This window comes from Echinicola shivajiensis, assembly GCF_018642165.1.
Taxonomy (GTDB): domain Bacteria; phylum Bacteroidota; class Bacteroidia; order Cytophagales; family Cyclobacteriaceae; genus Echinicola; species Echinicola shivajiensis.
The window spans coordinates 1-15519 of record NZ_JAHHZM010000025.1 but is presented as its reverse complement, the minus strand read 5'-3'; the positions used below and the strand labels follow the sequence as shown (position 1 = coordinate 15519).

Sequence of the window (15519 nt, the reverse complement as noted above, 5' to 3'; positions counted from 1 at the left end):
AATATAAGTTGCAAAAATCTTAAATATAAATAAGATAAATAAGTTCAAAAAAATAATGTTTATTTAATATACATCCTTTAAGAAATTTATATATTCAATAAATCTACAATAAACAAGTGAATAAGGTATTGGATCTATTTTACTCTAATTCTGAAGTACCATAAATAATTTTTTAACTAAACTCTAATGAATTAAGATGATAACCAATTTTAATCTAATAACATTGGCTAATCTATTAGCTGCCACTTTAGGAATAATTACTGTCATAATATTATTTGCATTTAGAGATGGTAATGGAAAATCAAGAAGTTTTTTAAGCTTTGCTTTGATAGTGATGGTGATAAATATCATTGCTGGAATTATTACTGAAAGCAATATGGTTTACCAATTCCCTCTAACTTTCAAAATAAGTAATATCCTTTGCTTTTTATTTATACCGCTCTCCTATCTCTACATTAGAAACCTACTTTATTCTCAATCAATTTCACCGAAAGACTTTGTCCATCTTATTCCATTTTTATTGATTCTAATTGATAGCATCCCCTTTTTAACATTACCTCATGATGAAAAAGTTAATATACTAAATATGGGTATCTCCGGATTGCCAGATACCTCCATATTCTTGCAAGTTTCATTTATTCCAAAGGAATTAGTCAATATAATGTATCATATCTTTTTCGGACTTTATTTTGTATTGCAGCTCAGTCTACTTCTTAAATTCATAAGCAACGAGGAAAAAGAATTCAAGGAAAAAAATCAGCCCATCCTCAACTGGATTTTCTTTTTTCTTTCAGTACAGTTTTTTCTTTTCTATCCTTATTTTATCCATTCTTACTATCCGTTTGAAAATGGTTTATATGAGGACTTGAGTAAGGTGGCAGGGGCATTGGTTTTATTAAGCACCTGTATTTATCTCTTTAGGCAACCTAAGATACTATATGGTTTTGCAGGTGTCCTGGGTCCATCTATAGAGAAGCTGAAAAGCAATAGAAACAAAAAAAGAATGGCCAAAGGAAACTCATATACCTCAAAGTTTTTAAGTGAATCTAGGATAATAGAAATAGATTCAAAATTAAATAATCATATAGAAAACAATGCGCCATATTTGAATCAAGGTTATAACTTGAATGATTTAGCGGAGGAGCTTGACATACCACTTTATATACTGAGTTCTTTCATCAATAAGCAAAAAGGCGTAAACTTTAATGACTTTTTAAATAAATATAGAATTGAACATTGTAAGCAGAAAATCCGGGAAGGAGAATGGAGAAACATAACCTTGGAAGGTCTTGCTTTCGATTGTGGATTTAGCAACAGAAATTCGTTTAGAGCTGCTTTCAAAAAGTTTTCTGGTCAGACTCCTTCTGAGTTTATTAAGAATTTCAAGTGATTGAATTTTAGCCATTATTATAAATATTGGCATTTCGAATTTATAATTCCCCTTATCCTCAAAAGTATTTTTTAATTTAATCGGAGTACTATACCAAGTTCCTGACAGTTTTATTATACCAATTATTCAACTGTATTTTCTTCATGTTAATTAAAGGAAAATGCATCCAGTAGCTATAATGCTGGACTAATCTTGCTATAAGGTATGCAAATCAATATTTCATTGAGTACTATAATCCAATTAATGGCGGCTACTGCTTCCCTGATAGCGGCTTTGGTTCTTCTGTCCTACCCAACAAAAATAACTGATCAAAAGAACGCCATGAGCCTTTTAAGCTTAATGTTTTTTTGTCTTTTTTTATGGATTTCTATGGATATTATTCAGTCCATTGAAAAGCTAAACCTGAACTTTTCCTTTATCAAACCTGGTTTTTTAGCATTAATTTTTATGTCATTCTTTGTACCGATTCACTATTTGCATATCCACTCTCTAATCCACAAAAAACTCAAAAGGTTGAATTTACCGATACACTTTATATTACCTGTACTTATTTTTATAATTGGAACAATTAACTATCGTAATTCACTATCCGATTCATTCATAGGACCATTGGCATTTTTAATCCATTTGCAGTTGGTGTTTTATTGGATGTTAGAGATCCAGACTGCCTTAAAGATTTTATATTTAAAGAAGCAAAAGAAATTTAGGGTCCATAAAGGCTGGTTGAAATGGGTAATGTTTTATCTAATTATCCTACCCACTTTATTTCTTCCTTTTTTCATATTTAAAATTTCTGGTGACTCTACCCAAAATTCTATTATAATAGATATTTGGGAAGCCCTAGGAGTGCTGTTAATAAGCCTATCTTTATTTTTGAAACCAGATTTCCTATTTGGATTGATGCCGATTCCCTTGGAAGAAAAAAAATACGCCGGTTTAAGGCCTAAATTAGACCTTAAGAATCATTTGAACAGTGAAGATCATCAATTATTAAAGAAGCAAATAAAACTTTATATGAATAATCATAAACCCCATCTGGAAAAGTATTTCAGTATAGACCAAATGGCAAATGAATTGGGGGTTTCAACAAATGATCTAGAATGTTTCTTTTGGCATCAGGAAGGATTAAGTTTTGAGGAATATATCAACCAGCAAAGAATAATCTACAGCCAGACTATTATAAAGAAAGGGGCTATATCTCAATTGACATTGGATATATTGGCAAAGAAGAGTGGTTTCAAAAATCGTGTCAGCTTTATTAATTCATTTAAGGAGTTTACAGGTTATAATGCTGCAGATTATATAAGCCATTTTCTTAAAATCCCTTCAAATAAGTGAGATATGACAATATTTATAACACTTGTCAGTAATACTGCTGAAGTTTATTGACTTCATTCCAATACTAATTATATTAATTTTTAGTATTACTGATTGATTTGTCAACAACTAGGAAGCTGGGCTTTCTAATAAATGGATGAAAGTCATGAAAAAACTGACCCTAATAGCATTATTTTTTTGTCCACTCCTCACCTATTCACAGGAAAAGTCTATTGATTCGACTGCTATTTATATCCTTGACCGTATGAGTGAAGTAATCGGCCAATTGGAATCTTGCAGTTTTCACCTTTCAACGTCGTCAGACCATAAAAACATATATCCATTGTCTGGTCATTCCAAAGAGTTTACCGAACATGATGTAATCATGCAAGGACCTGACAAAATGATGGTTCTTGCAAAAGGATATCCTGAAAATCAAGGATTTTACTATAATGGGGAGGTTTTTACTAGGTACTCATTTGATGAAAACAACTATACCACCGTAGCAGCACCAAATAATATCCTAAGTACGATAGACAGTATCAACATTAAATATGATGTTGAATTTCCCGCTGCAGATTTTTTCTATCCTTCTTTTACAGATGACCTGATTGATAATTTTGATCAAATATATTTCTTGGGAAGAAAGGCAATTAATGGTACAGAAGTGTTTCAAATAGCTGCCATTAATGATGCCATGAATGTCCAGATCTGGATATCAAATGACGCACTAACATTACCTTTCAAATTGTCGATAATCAACCGTGACAATGAACTTCCCATCCAATATGAAGCTACCTTTTCAGATTGGGAAATTAATGTAGAATATCCCGAAAAAATATTCGATTTCATACCACCTCCAGGCGCAAGACTTGTTGCCATTCTCCCAAAACCCATATAAAGAAGTAAGATGATGAACCTCCCAAACCTAAAACTAATACTGGGGCTTGGTATTTGCCTTTTGTTGTCCTTTCCAAGCTTATCAACAGCACAGAGATTGAAGCATAGCCCATCCAGAGGAGGAGCGCAAGCAAGACCTTCTTCAGGAAGGAGTATAAATGGAGGAGCTCAAAGATCAAGGGAAAGGCCTGCATTCAATAACACTCGAGCCACACAAACTAGACCTAGTAACACTAGGACAAATACAAATAGAGCCACAAATACCAGATCTACTAACACAAGGTCAACAAATGCTAGATCAACAAATACACGATCATCAAACAATAGAACTAATTATCAAAATCGATCTAATCATTCCAGAACCACAAACAATGTCAGAACCTCTGTGAATGTAAATAACAGAGTTAACATTAATAGAAGTACAGTAGTTATCAGAAATCCCCGCCCTTATTACAGGCCACCTTATAGTTATGGTAGGTACAGATATTACAGTTATAGGCCATATTATTATCATCCGTTTAGGCCGTATTACTGGGGACCTGCTTGGCATCCTTGGGGATTTTTTGTAGCTGCATTAGCCACTACAGCTATTGTAATTACCATTGAGAACCAAAAGTATCACTACGATAATGGCGTTTATTATGTCCAAAGCAATGATGGTTATACAGTGGTAGAAGCACCTGTAGGAGCAACTGTTCAAACCTTACCTCAAGAAACTACTACTGTTGTGGTAAATGAAACGACTAATAATTATTACTATGGTGGCACGTATTATGAAAAAACAGATGAAGGATATACTGTAGTGCCTCCTACTGCAGGAACAGTGGTTGAGAACCTGCCTGAGGGAGCCGAAGAAGTTAAAATAGGTGATCAAACCTATGTACAGTATGGTGAAACTTATTACCAGCCTATTCAGGAGAATGGAAAAAATATGTATGAAGTTGTTCAGGTAGAAGCGGAAGAAGAATAAATTGGTTTTCCTTAGTTAAGTATGCTTAAAATAAAGATCCTTACTGTAAGGGAAGTTTAAGCAAGTCGAATGCTTAGCTTCTTCTGATCAATATATCAAAAGCATGTACTTTGCTTAATCCTATAATTTTAAGCAGATTATCCATTTTTAAATCAGAATACCAATACTATACTTTTTAATTTAATTAGAAAGTTCAATTTATCATGATTTGATTCTTAACAACTATAAACATCATTAAAAAAAGATAGAACGAACCACCACAGGTATAGCTCAAGCTATTTAAGTCACCAAGACTATCTATTATTATCCGTACTACAAATCCTTAATATAATCACTTATGAAAGGAAAACAACATACTCTAATTCTCACGTTGATTTTTCTAATAACATACCTTCCAACCATGTCACAGACCTTTACCATGGGCAAAAAATGTAAAGCCTTATTGGATGAAGCAAATGGACTTTTAGATGCAGAATCATATACTGAAGCTTTGGCTAAATTGGATGAATTTAGCGGAAGTTGCAAAACAAAGGATGCAAAAGAAATAGCAGCAACCAGTAAAGCTGAAGCATATAACGGACTTCAGCAATATGATCAGGCTATTAGGGAAGCTGAAGTCGCTCTTAAGATAACTAAGGACAAAAGTCTCTTGGCTCATTTCCAAAAAGGAATAGCATTAAATGAACTTGGGGATTCTGTAGGATCAAAATCAGAATTACAAAAAGTGATTGAATTGACCGAGATGAATCAAAATACCAGTGAAAGAGCCAATAACTATGCATTGATGGCAAGGATTTATAGCCGGCAACTTAATGATCGAGATTCTGCCGATATCTATCTAGACAAAGCTATTGAATTGAGTCCTGAAAACACCGCTTATATTATCCAGAAAGGTGATATGAATCTATATTATAATGAATATGAAGAAGCTTATGCCAATTATGATGAAGCCCTAAGAAAGGGTCATGATCCATTAGATATTTCCATAAGTCGAACAAAAGTTTCTCTTAAAAAACTGGAGAATAAATACGGAACTAATAAGGCCAATGAACTTCGGGATAAAATGACTTCAGATGAAAAAGAAGTGCTATGTTCAGATCTTAGCAAAGCTTTGAATCTGGGGTGGGAAGACATGAGCATGGATATGTTCTCCGCACTAATTTGCAACTAACTACTTATGAAAACGAATTGGACCATGAAAAAGCTATTTATTTTAATCCTGAGCATTAGCGTTTTATTGGGTTGTGCCAACTGGAACAATCAACAAAAAGGAACCGCTATAGGATCTGCAGGTGGTGCAGCAATCGGAGCTGCTGTCTCCAAAGGAAGTATTTGGGGTGTTTTGGCGGGGGCAGCCATTGGTGGAGCAGCCGGAAACTTGATTGGTAAAAAGATGGATCAGCAGGCAAAGGAATTGGCCCAGGCTATCCCTACAGCAGAAGTAAAAAGGATCAATGAAGGTATTAATGTGACATTTGATGCCAGCCTAGTGTTTGAGATTAATTCGGCGAATTTGAGTGAGAGTTATAAGGATGACCTTTTAAGAGCTATCCCTGTATTTGAAAAATACTCAGATACAAATATACTTATTGAGGGGCATACAGATGACTCAGGTAGTGAAGAGTTCAATATGGTATTGTCTGAAAAACGGTCAAAAGCTGTTTCTAATTTTCTTGCCGAAAATGGTGTAGAAAAATCAAGGTTAATCGAAAAATGGTATGGTGAAACCCAACCTAAATATCCAAATGATGAGGAGAACAGGGCTAAAAACCGAAGAGTAGAAATGGCTATTTATGCCAATGAGGATATGCAAGAGGAAGCAAAAGCCGGTACTCTTTGATTTTTTAATAATCATTAGAAAGTTACAAGAATAAGGATCCTAATATTTCAAGTTCGACACAAATGAAATTTTATTCAGGCATTTAATAGATATCTCTCAACTTAAAACTTTATTTATTTTGAAAAATTTTATTCTACTTATCTCTATTTGTTGTTTAAGCTTTTTGTCGTCTTATGCTCAAACTGATTCTTTAATATTTAAAAATAAAGATGTAATAGTGGGAGAAATTAAGTCAATGGACAAAGGGATTGTCGTTATCGAAACGGATTATAGTGACAGTGATTTTAAAATAGAATGGGAAAAGATCAGTGAGGTATATTCAAAACAAAACTATCTTATTACATTGACTTCAGGTCAGAGGCATAATGGGTATTTAAAATCCTCTACTCCAAATCATGTCATAATTCATACTATAAGTGGAGATTCGATTGAAGTAAATTTAAATGAAATCGTCTATTTCAAGACTTATGAAAATGATTTCCTTAGTAGGTTATCTGCCAATATTGATATTAATTATAGTTTCACCAAAGCAAATAATCTAACCCAATCGGGTCTAAGAAGTGCCTTAGGATACGTTGCTCCTAAATGGTCAGCTTCAGCTGGCTACAATCTTATAAAGTCAAACCAAGATGAAGTTGAGCCCATTAGAAGAGAAGATGGTAGTTTCTCCTTTAGAAAATTTCTTCCCAAGGATTGGTATTTACCAGCTAATTATTCCTTTCTATCCAATACAGAACAAAAACTAGATCTTAGGAGTATCTTTAAACTGGGGGTGGGTAAATATATTATTCATACCAATCAGTCCTATTTGGGTGTTGAAGGAGGGTTTTCATATGTTAATGAAAAGTTTTCTAGTGATGATGCCAATAGGAACAGTATGGAAGGATATGTAGGTAGTGAACTAAATCTTTATGATATAGGGGACCTAAATTTGCTTACGAAAGCGGTAGTTTTCCCAGGGATTACTGAAAAAGGTAGATGGAGATTTGATTATAATATAGACGTAAAATATGACCTGCCTCTTGAGCTGTATATCAAAGTTGGATTCTCACTAAATTATGATAACCAAGTTGTAGAAGGAGCAAGTAAAGCTGATTACGTTTTCCAAACAGGGATAGGTTGGGAATTATAATTTTTGCTGGAACTGTATATAAGTCCTTATTATTGCTTCATCCAATGGATATCGGAAAAGCCCGACTTCCTTATGTATGCAATCTCTTTTAAGACGAAATCAAAGCGAATGATTCTACTTGTGATAGGTCGGCATAGAAACAAGGGGATCAATTTACTTATTATAAAACAGCTTATCTTTTTTATCCTCAATTTAATTGGCTTACTTTTTTCTTCCTTAATGATTGTTTATTTAGATTTGAAAACTTGGGCCAATCATTCTAAAATATCAAAATGAAAAAATACAGTTATATTCTAGTCCTTTTAGGTATTATTACCATCATCTCATGTGAGGATAAGAAAAATAAAAATCTGGAAGACAGGGTTGAGAGAACAGCAAAAAGGTTGGAAAGGAGAATTGAAAAAGTCGCTGATGACTTAGAAGACACAGCAGACGAAATAGGTGATGCATTGGACAATTCTGCAAAAGACATTAACAAAAGTGCGAAAAAAGTTAAAAAGGATATAGAGAAGGCATTAGAAGAATAAGCTAAGACATATCATGGATAATTTCACTCTCCTTTAAGCAAAAACATAAGTAGAATAGATAGCAGCTTTCATCAGTAAACTGGAGAGAAGCTGCTATCTATTAGTTTATAATATTTCCGCATTGAACGTATCGCCTTGGGAAATATCTCCGGTATCATAACCTTTTCTAAACCATCGTATTCGCTGCGCTGAAGTCCCATGTGTAAAGGAGTCCGGAACTACTCGCCCACCAGACTGTTTTTGCAACCGATCATCTCCAATGGCATTGGCAGCATTTAAAGCTTCTTCCAAATCCCCCATTTCAAGAATATTTTTAGCCCTTTGGGTATGATGAGCCCAAACACCAGCTAGAAAATCAGCCTGTAATTCCAGTTTTACTGACAACTTGCTGTATTCCACTTCACTTAAATTTCCACGAAGGTTATGAACCTGATCAGTTATTCCTAATAAATGTTGGACATGGTGCCCGACCTCATGTGCTATGACATATGCCTGAGCAAAATCTCCAGGAGCGTTAAGTTTATCCCTCAAGTCACTATAAAAGCTCAGGTCTAAATACAATTTTTCATCTTCGCTGCAATAAAAAGGACCTACAGCTGAAGTTGAATATCCGCATGCTGAGCGCACCTCATCACTAAAGATTACTAAGGTGGGTTCTCGATAGTCTTCTAAAAGGCTATTCCAAACATCTTCCGTATCAGCTAAAACAACTGAGCAGAAACCTATCAACTCCTCTTCTTCCTCTGATCCAACATATTCACTAGTTGCCGAAGACTGATTTCCAGTCCCCCCAACAAAATTCTGTAAAATCTGAAGTGGGTTAGATCCTGTTATCCAGGCAATAATAAAAAAACCACCTACTAGTATGATCCCTGTTTTAGAAAAAAGAAGCCTGATCAACGGACCAATTAGCATAGGGGACATAGGAGAACTTCCTCTAGAGTTTCCCCTTTGATCATCCACGTTTTCACTTTTTCTCCTTCCTTTCCACTTCATGACCCAGCAGTTTTTGTATATAAGCCTATTAAAGTATTCCTAATATAGTAATCTAATAGCGATTATCTTGATAATAAATTAGCGATTAATAAACCTCTAATTTATTATCAAAAATTAATCTTAAACTAACATTGGAAAGGAATATAGATGGGCTAATGTTCAGTCCACCAAAGTTTATTTTGGGAAACACCAAATAGATTGGACATTCTGTATAATACCCTCGCTCCTACATTTCCATCTATTTCATTTCCATCATCACCTGGAGCTACTTCCACTATATCAAATCCAATGATTTTTTTGTTTGACTTCACTAATAGCTTCATTAAATACATGATCTGCTCCAAGTCAAATCCGCCAGGAACAGGCGTGCCAGTATTTGGACATAGTTTAGGATCAAATCCATCAATATCAATGGTGATATATACTTCTCTCGGCAATGAATTGATTACCTGATTACAAATAGACCTCCATGTGGTTCCTTCATACATGGATTCCTTGATTTCTTTATCATAAAAGGTGTGAATTCTTGGATCTTCTTTCGCTCTATCTGATTCCTCTTCGCAATAATCCCTAATACCTAATTGTACAAGTTTTTCTACCTGTGGAATTTTAAGAAAATTATGTGAAATACTGGCATGAGAATATTCAAAATTCTCGTAGGCGTCTCTAAGATCAGCATGTGCATCTATTTGTAATACCCCAAAGCTTGAATATTTTTCAGACAGAGCCTTAATATATCCAAGTGGAGTACTGTGGTCTCCACCTAATAATGCAACCAGTTTTCCTTGGTTAAGGTAATTTTTGGCTGTTTTATAGACCCATTCGTTCATCTTTAAACAGGCCCTATTGATAAGATCAGGAACTGCCAAGTATTTTTCATTATCTTCCTTTTGCTTTCCTGTTTCTAACCATTCAATATAATCATCTGCAATTTTACGGTGGTTGGAATTGCTATGGGCCAACTCAGCAGGAATGGGCAACATATGAATGCCCATTGTCCAGGCATCCACAATATCATCCTGAAAAAGATCAACCTGAGCAGAAGCATTTAACACACTTTCCGGCCCCTTTGCTGTACCATGAGAGTAACTTACTGTAACTTCCCATGGTACAGGAACGATAATAAGTGTTGCTGTTTCTTCATCATATGGCAAACCAAAAATATTACCATGTGATGCCACTCCATTTGGATCAAAATGATTAATTACTTCCTGTTTCCTAGTAATCATAATCTTATTTTTATACTGTTATTTTTTTTAAAAAGATTTAAGTCTTAATCCTTTAAAAAGATTCTAAATCCTTATATAATTTACTGAAATTCCACGAATATACCCATAATCAAAAAAGATAATTGTCCGCTATTCTATTGAATAACCTCTTTTAATGTGCCCATTCCCCTGTTTATACCAACTTCCCAAGAATCAGCATGTAATTCTAATATTGCCATCATTCCTGGAGTCATATTGATTTGGAAATCATTTGTCAACATAGCTAGCGCACCACTAATACCTGGATTATGCCCTATGAGAATGACCTGATTAATTTCATCAGATACTGTTCTCAATGTGTCAAAAATGATATCCACATCAGCTAGATAAAGATCCTTCTTTATTTCTTTATTCGTGATGGATAAATAATTATCAATGATATCAGCCGTTTCCTGTGTTCGTTGGGCAGAGCTCACATACGAAATATCAAAAAACATGGCTCTCTCTTTTAAAATGGCTCCCAGTCTATTAAGTCTATATTTTCCATTATCGCTAAGATTTCTAGAAAAATCCCCTTTAAAACCATGAGCCGGTTCGGCCTCACCATGTCTTAATAATGTCAGATATTTTGCCATATTACCTTGATATCGATGAAAAATTATTACAATATTACAACGAAATAACCATGCCAAAATCAATATGAGATGAATTTATATTTGGAGGAGAATATAATCGCTTCTATTTTTGAATTTTGTAGAGCATGATTATAATAATCGCTGCTTCCAGATAAAGAATATCACTATGCCAAAAAATTTAGTCATTGTCGAATCTCCAGCCAAAGCAAAAACCATTGAAGGTTATCTCGGTAAGGATTATAAAGTAGCTTCCAGCTATGGTCATGTCCGTGATTTGCCCAAAGGAGATAAGGCCATTGATATAAAAAATAAATTCCATCCTACCTACGAAGTTACCTCTGATAAAAAAGAGGTTATCAAACAGCTCAAAAGCTTGGTAAAGGACTCTGAAACCATTTACCTAGCAAGTGATGATGACCGTGAAGGAGAAGCCATTTCATGGCACTTAAAAGAGGTTCTTAAGTTAAAGGAAGATAATACCAAAAGGATTGTATTTAGGGAGATCACCAAAAATGCAATTGTTAAAGCCATCGAAAACCCAAGGTCTATAGATATTGATCTAGTAAATGCTCAGCAGGCAAGAAGAATCTTGGATAGGCTCGTAGGTTTTGAATTGTCTCCAGTACTTTGGAAAAAAGTAAAAGCTGGTCTTTCTGCGGGTAGAGTACAATCCGTAGCTGTAAGGTTTATTGTAGACAGGGAAAGAGAAATTGAAAAGTTCGAATCAAAGTCTTCCTATAAAATAACAGCAATCTTTGATGTCAAGGGCAAAGTATTAAATGCTGAGCTACCGAAGAAGTTTGAAACTCAGGAAGAAGCCGAGGAGTTTCTTAAGAATTGTTTGGAGGCTAATTTCTCCATAAAAAGCTTAGAGAAAAAACCAGCAAAGAAAACCCCTGCTGCGCCTTTTACCACTTCCACCCTTCAGCAAGAAGCAAGTAGAAAATTAGGCTTTTCTGTTTCGCAAACCATGACTATCGCTCAGAGGTTATATGAAGCAGGTAAGATCACCTATATGAGGACTGATAGTGTCAATCTGTCTTCAGAGGCAATGGAAAGTGCTAAAAACCAAATTGTCAGTGCATTTGGAAATGAGTATCATAAGGCAAGAGCTTATACTTCAAAGGCTGAAGGTGCCCAAGAAGCTCACGAAGCCATCAGGCCAACCAATTTCTCTAATCTGGAAGCAGGTACCGAAAGAAATGAGCAAAGACTATATGAACTGATTTGGAAGCGTGCCATCGCATCCCAAATGGCTGATGCACAATTGGAGAAAACCAATGTTAGTATTTCCATAAGTAATTCTGACCAGAATTTAAGTGCTCATGGAGAAGTTATCAAATTTGAAGGGTTTCTAAAAGTATACTTGGAAAGTACCGATGATGAGGAAGATGAGGAAAATAACCAAAGTAAAGGCTTATTACCTCCTTTGACCATTGGTCAAGAACTAGACCTGACAGAAATGAAAGCCCGTCAGAGTTTTACCAGACCTCCTGCAAGATACACTGAAGCATCATTGGTAAAGAAACTAGAGGAAATGGGCATTGGTAGACCTTCTACCTATGCACCTACCATTTCGACGATACAAAAGCGAAACTATGTAATTAAGGAATCCAGAGATGGAAAGCCCCGTAATTACACCGAAATGATTATCAAAAATGGTGAGTTTGCAAAAAGTGAGAAAACGGAAAATGCAGGTTCTGATAAGAATAAACTCTTCCCTACCAATATAGCCATGGTGGTCAATGACTTTTTAGTGGAGCACTTCCCTAATGTTATTGATTTTAAGTTTACTGCTAAAGTAGAAAAGGAATTTGATGATATTGCCCATGGATTGCAACAATGGGATGATATGATCCAAAACTTCTATGGTAAATTCCATAATACAGTTGAAGAAGCAGAAACTGTAGAACGTGCCAACGTGAGCTCTTCTAGAGAATTAGGTGTTGATCCTAAGACTGGAAAACCGGTAATTGTTCGTTTGGGTAAATTTGGACCATTGGTTCAGATAGGCGATCAGGAAGATGAAGAAAAGCAATTTGCCAGTCTAAAGAAAGGGCAGTTTATTGAGAGTATAACCTTTGAAGATGCAATGGAGCTTTTCAAACTTCCTAGAGATGTGGGAATGTTCGAAGATAAAAAGATCGTTGCTGCAATAGGGAGATTTGGTCCATATATTAGGCACGACAGCAAGTTCGTTTCACTGGGAAAAGAACTAGATCCATTAAGTATTACTGAAGAAGAGGCCATACAGCTTATTAAGGACAAGCGTGAAGCAGATGCCAAAAAGCATATCAAGAGCTTTGATGAGAATCCAGAAATTCAAATATTAAATGGAAGATGGGGACCATATATTAAATTCGGAAAGAATAATTTTAAAATCCCTAAGGATAAGGTTGCTGAAGATCTCAGTTATGAAGAAACCATTGAGATCATTGAAAACCAGCCCGAAAAGAAAAAGGGAAGGTATGCTAAAAAGAAAAAATAATAAAAAGCCGGACAATGTTCCGGCTTTTTAGTTTTTAGACCTTAGCCCATGCAGTAGGAAGAAGGACTTTCTCTCCTATTGAACTAATTATGGATGAACTTCCATTTTTTTGATAAATTGATAAAGTAACCTAGCGAATAGAATTCAGAAATTGTATTTTTATTTAGTTGAATAATTATTCAGATGAAAAAGAAATTGGTTGTTTTGTCAGGTGCGGGGATTTCTGCTGAAAGTGGCATCAAAACTTTTAGGGACAGCAATGGGCTATGGGAAAACCATGATATTATGGAAGTTGCATCTCCAGAGGGATGGAGAAAAAACAAGGAAATAGTTTTGGAATTTTACAATCAAAGAAGGAAACAGGCTTTGGAGGTAAGTCCAAATGCTGCTCACTATGGACTTGCAGAATTAGAAAAATATTTCGATGTCACCATTATTACCCAAAATATAGACAATCTTCATGAAAGAGCAGGTTCAGGGAAGGTCATCCATTTACACGGTGAACTATTTAAATCCCAAAGCACATTAGACCCTAGATTGGTTTATGATATGGATTCTTGGGAAATAAAACTTGGGGATAAATGCGAAAAAGGCAGTCAATTACGTCCTTTTATTGTTTGGTTTGGTGAGATGGTTCCCATTATGGAGCCAGCAATAGAAGCCGCTGAAAAGGCTGATTTATTTGTTGTAGTAGGTACATCTCTGCTGGTTTATCCAGCCGCCAGTCTTATTCAGTATACACGTAATTCCATTCCAAAATATATTATTGATGTAAATATTCCCGAAACAGGATTATGGGAGAACTTAACCACAATTCAAAAAACTGCAAGCGAAGGTGTAAAGGAATTAAAGGAATTATTAAAACGAGATAATGGTTTATAAATAGCCGTTTAAATATATCCAAAATGATAACCGTACTACATAAAGCTAATACCCGAGGTCATGCCAATCATGGTTGGCTTAATTCTTTTCATACATTTAGCTTCGCCAATTATTATGATCCTGAAAGGATCCATTTTGGAAAACTAAGGGTGCTTAATGACGATGAAGTAGCCCCAGGGATGGGTTTTGGAACTCATCCACATGATAATATGGAAATTATTTCCATACCCTTGGAGGGAGATTTAGAACATAAGGATAGTATGGGGAATACCACAGTGATAAGGGAGGGTGATATACAAGTAATGAGTGCAGGAACAGGTATTAAACATAGTGAATACAATAAGAATAGAGACAAACCTGTCAAATTCCTTCAAATTTGGATTATTCCCAATAAAAGGAATGTCGAACCACGATATGATCAAATAAAACTTAATGAGGAAGAGGCTAAAAACCGATTTTCTCAAATATTGTCGCCAAATCCCAATGATGAAGGTGTCTGGATCTATCAAAATGCTTGGTTTCACTTTGCCAATCTAGATCAAGGACATCAAGTAAAGTATTCTCTTAAAGATCCAAATAATAATGGAGTTTATCTTTTTGTATTAAATGGTAATTTGGATGTCGAAGGAATTGAACTAGATTCAAGGGATGGTGTAGGAATATCAGACACTTCAATTTTTAATGTCAAATCCAATTCTGACTCCAAAATATTGTTAATGGAAGTTCCCTTGAACTAAGTGCAAATAAATAAGGCTCTCATTTATTTTGAGAGCCTTATTGAAATAAAAATAATTCATATTTACCAAATCAATACTTCCTTGGCATGTTTCCTTTCGTTTGTCCTGAACAGGCTGAACATGGCCATGAACTCATGGGTATTGCCGGGCAAGAGATAACTGCCGTTGGTTGGGAACTCATAGACATAGCCCACCTTCACCCGCTTCAGCAGGAAGCCCAGCTGCAGGTTGTTCGCATAGTCCACCCGGTGCCCCGCGCCCAACCAGAATTTGTCCATCAACAAGGCCTTCAGGTTGAACTCTATATTGTCCGGAAGGTCTTCCTGGTTCCTGTAAAAGAAATTACCGATCACCGAAAGATTTTCACTTACAGCTTCCCTATAGCCTGCCTGGACAATATAGTTGACAGGCCTGCCATCCATGAACTCATCACCGCTCGCAAAGCCACCACCGTTCACCTGGTGCATCGCATAGGACAGGTAGTACTTTTCATGTGT

Annotated in this window: 15 protein-coding genes; 11 read left to right on the top strand and 4 right to left on the bottom strand. The window is 35.4% G+C overall.

Translation table 11 applies throughout. The annotated features are described in order from the left end of the window. Positions 1-223: 223 nt before the first annotated feature. From KMW37_RS22220 to KMW37_RS22185, 8 genes are all read left to right on the top strand, one after another. Positions 224-1390 carry a helix-turn-helix domain-containing protein gene (locus KMW37_RS22220; RefSeq protein ID WP_215226841.1) on the top strand — a complete coding sequence of 389 codons (1167 nt, stop codon included), beginning with the start codon at positions 224-226 and terminating at the stop codon, positions 1388-1390. A 1014-nt stretch (positions 1391-2404) separates the two neighbouring features. Continuing rightward, on the top strand, positions 2405-2728 hold the full coding sequence (locus KMW37_RS22215) for a helix-turn-helix domain-containing protein (protein ID WP_215226840.1): 324 nt from the start codon (positions 2405-2407) through the stop codon (positions 2726-2728). A gap of 145 nt (positions 2729-2873) precedes the next feature. Further along, positions 2874-3608, top strand: coding sequence for a DUF2092 domain-containing protein (locus KMW37_RS22210; protein ID WP_215226839.1), 735 nt, complete (start codon positions 2874-2876; stop codon positions 3606-3608). Between the two features lie 9 nt (positions 3609-3617). Continuing rightward, a complete protein-coding gene (locus KMW37_RS22205; RefSeq protein ID WP_215226838.1) occupies positions 3618-4577 on the top strand; it encodes a DUF6515 family protein in 960 nt (319 codons plus the stop codon). Positions 4578-4977: 400 nt separating this feature from the next. Next, on the top strand, positions 4978-5748 hold the full coding sequence (locus KMW37_RS22200) for a tetratricopeptide repeat protein (RefSeq protein ID WP_246581609.1): 771 nt from the start codon (positions 4978-4980) through the stop codon (positions 5746-5748). 24 nt (positions 5749-5772) lie between these two features. Then, positions 5773-6417, top strand: a complete 645-nt coding sequence (locus KMW37_RS22195) for an OmpA family protein (protein ID WP_215226836.1) — start codon at positions 5773-5775, stop codon at positions 6415-6417. 235 nt (positions 6418-6652) lie between these two features. Then, entirely contained in the window at positions 6653-7549 is an 897-nt protein-coding gene (locus KMW37_RS22190; protein ID WP_215226835.1) for a DUF481 domain-containing protein, read from the top strand. A gap of 272 nt (positions 7550-7821) precedes the next feature. After that, a complete protein-coding gene (locus KMW37_RS22185; protein ID WP_215226834.1) occupies positions 7822-8076 on the top strand; it encodes a hypothetical protein in 255 nt (84 codons plus the stop codon). A 105-nt stretch (positions 8077-8181) separates the two neighbouring features. Here KMW37_RS22185 and ypfJ read toward each other — a convergent pair whose 3' ends face one another. The 3 genes from ypfJ to KMW37_RS22170 form a co-directional block, all read right to left on the bottom strand. Beyond that, positions 8182-9072 (bottom strand): KPN_02809 family neutral zinc metallopeptidase, encoded by an 891-nt coding sequence (ypfJ, locus tag KMW37_RS22180; RefSeq protein ID WP_215226833.1) that lies wholly within the window; start codon positions 9070-9072, stop codon positions 8182-8184. 152 nt (positions 9073-9224) lie between these two features. Next, positions 9225-10301 carry an agmatinase family protein gene (locus KMW37_RS22175; protein ID WP_215226832.1) on the bottom strand — a complete coding sequence of 359 codons (1077 nt, stop codon included), beginning with the start codon at positions 10299-10301 and terminating at the stop codon, positions 9225-9227. Between the two features lie 134 nt (positions 10302-10435). Beyond that, positions 10436-10915 (bottom strand): SixA phosphatase family protein, encoded by a 480-nt coding sequence (locus tag KMW37_RS22170; protein WP_215226831.1) that lies wholly within the window; start codon positions 10913-10915, stop codon positions 10436-10438. Between the two features lie 166 nt (positions 10916-11081). Here KMW37_RS22170 and topA point away from each other — a divergent pair, with 166 nt between their 5' ends. From topA to KMW37_RS22155, 3 genes are all read left to right on the top strand, one after another. After that, positions 11082-13403, top strand: a complete 2322-nt coding sequence (gene topA, locus KMW37_RS22165; RefSeq protein WP_215226830.1) for a type I DNA topoisomerase — start codon at positions 11082-11084, stop codon at positions 13401-13403. 183 nt (positions 13404-13586) lie between these two features. Then, positions 13587-14285 (top strand): SIR2 family NAD-dependent protein deacylase, encoded by a 699-nt coding sequence (locus KMW37_RS22160; protein WP_215226829.1) that lies wholly within the window; start codon positions 13587-13589, stop codon positions 14283-14285. A 23-nt stretch (positions 14286-14308) separates the two neighbouring features. After that, positions 14309-15022 carry a pirin family protein gene (locus tag KMW37_RS22155; RefSeq protein ID WP_215226828.1) on the top strand — a complete coding sequence of 238 codons (714 nt, stop codon included), beginning with the start codon at positions 14309-14311 and terminating at the stop codon, positions 15020-15022. 62 nt (positions 15023-15084) lie between these two features. Here the strand turns inward: KMW37_RS22155 and KMW37_RS22150 are convergent. Beyond that, a partial coding sequence (locus tag KMW37_RS22150; protein ID WP_215226827.1) for a type IX secretion system membrane protein PorP/SprF occupies positions 15085-15519 on the bottom strand: 435 nt, incomplete at its 5' end.

Coding starts and splice junctions, on each gene's coding strand:
- KMW37_RS22155 (WP_215226828.1), top strand. CDS start 14,309: ATGATAACCGTACTACATAAAGCTAATACCCGAGGTCATGCCAATCAT.
- KMW37_RS22160 (WP_215226829.1), top strand. CDS start 13,587: ATGAAAAAGAAATTGGTTGTTTTGTCAGGTGCGGGGATTTCTGCTGAA.
- KMW37_RS22195 (WP_215226836.1), top strand. CDS start 5,773: ATGAAAAAGCTATTTATTTTAATCCTGAGCATTAGCGTTTTATTGGGT.
- KMW37_RS22210 (WP_215226839.1), top strand. CDS start 2,874: ATGAAAAAACTGACCCTAATAGCATTATTTTTTTGTCCACTCCTCACC.
- KMW37_RS22205 (WP_215226838.1), top strand. CDS start 3,618: ATGATGAACCTCCCAAACCTAAAACTAATACTGGGGCTTGGTATTTGC.
- KMW37_RS22190 (WP_215226835.1), top strand. CDS start 6,653: ATGGACAAAGGGATTGTCGTTATCGAAACGGATTATAGTGACAGTGAT.
- KMW37_RS22185 (WP_215226834.1), top strand. CDS start 7,822: ATGAAAAAATACAGTTATATTCTAGTCCTTTTAGGTATTATTACCATC.
- KMW37_RS22175 (WP_215226832.1), bottom strand. CDS start 10,301: ATGATTACTAGGAAACAGGAAGTAATTAATCATTTTGATCCAAATGGA.
- KMW37_RS22200 (WP_246581609.1), top strand. CDS start 4,978: ATGTCACAGACCTTTACCATGGGCAAAAAATGTAAAGCCTTATTGGAT.
- KMW37_RS22215 (WP_215226840.1), top strand. CDS start 2,405: ATGAATAATCATAAACCCCATCTGGAAAAGTATTTCAGTATAGACCAA.
- topA (WP_215226830.1), top strand. CDS start 11,082: ATGCCAAAAAATTTAGTCATTGTCGAATCTCCAGCCAAAGCAAAAACC.
- KMW37_RS22170 (WP_215226831.1), bottom strand. CDS start 10,915: ATGGCAAAATATCTGACATTATTAAGACATGGTGAGGCCGAACCGGCT.
- ypfJ (WP_215226833.1), bottom strand. CDS start 9,072: ATGAAGTGGAAAGGAAGGAGAAAAAGTGAAAACGTGGATGATCAAAGG.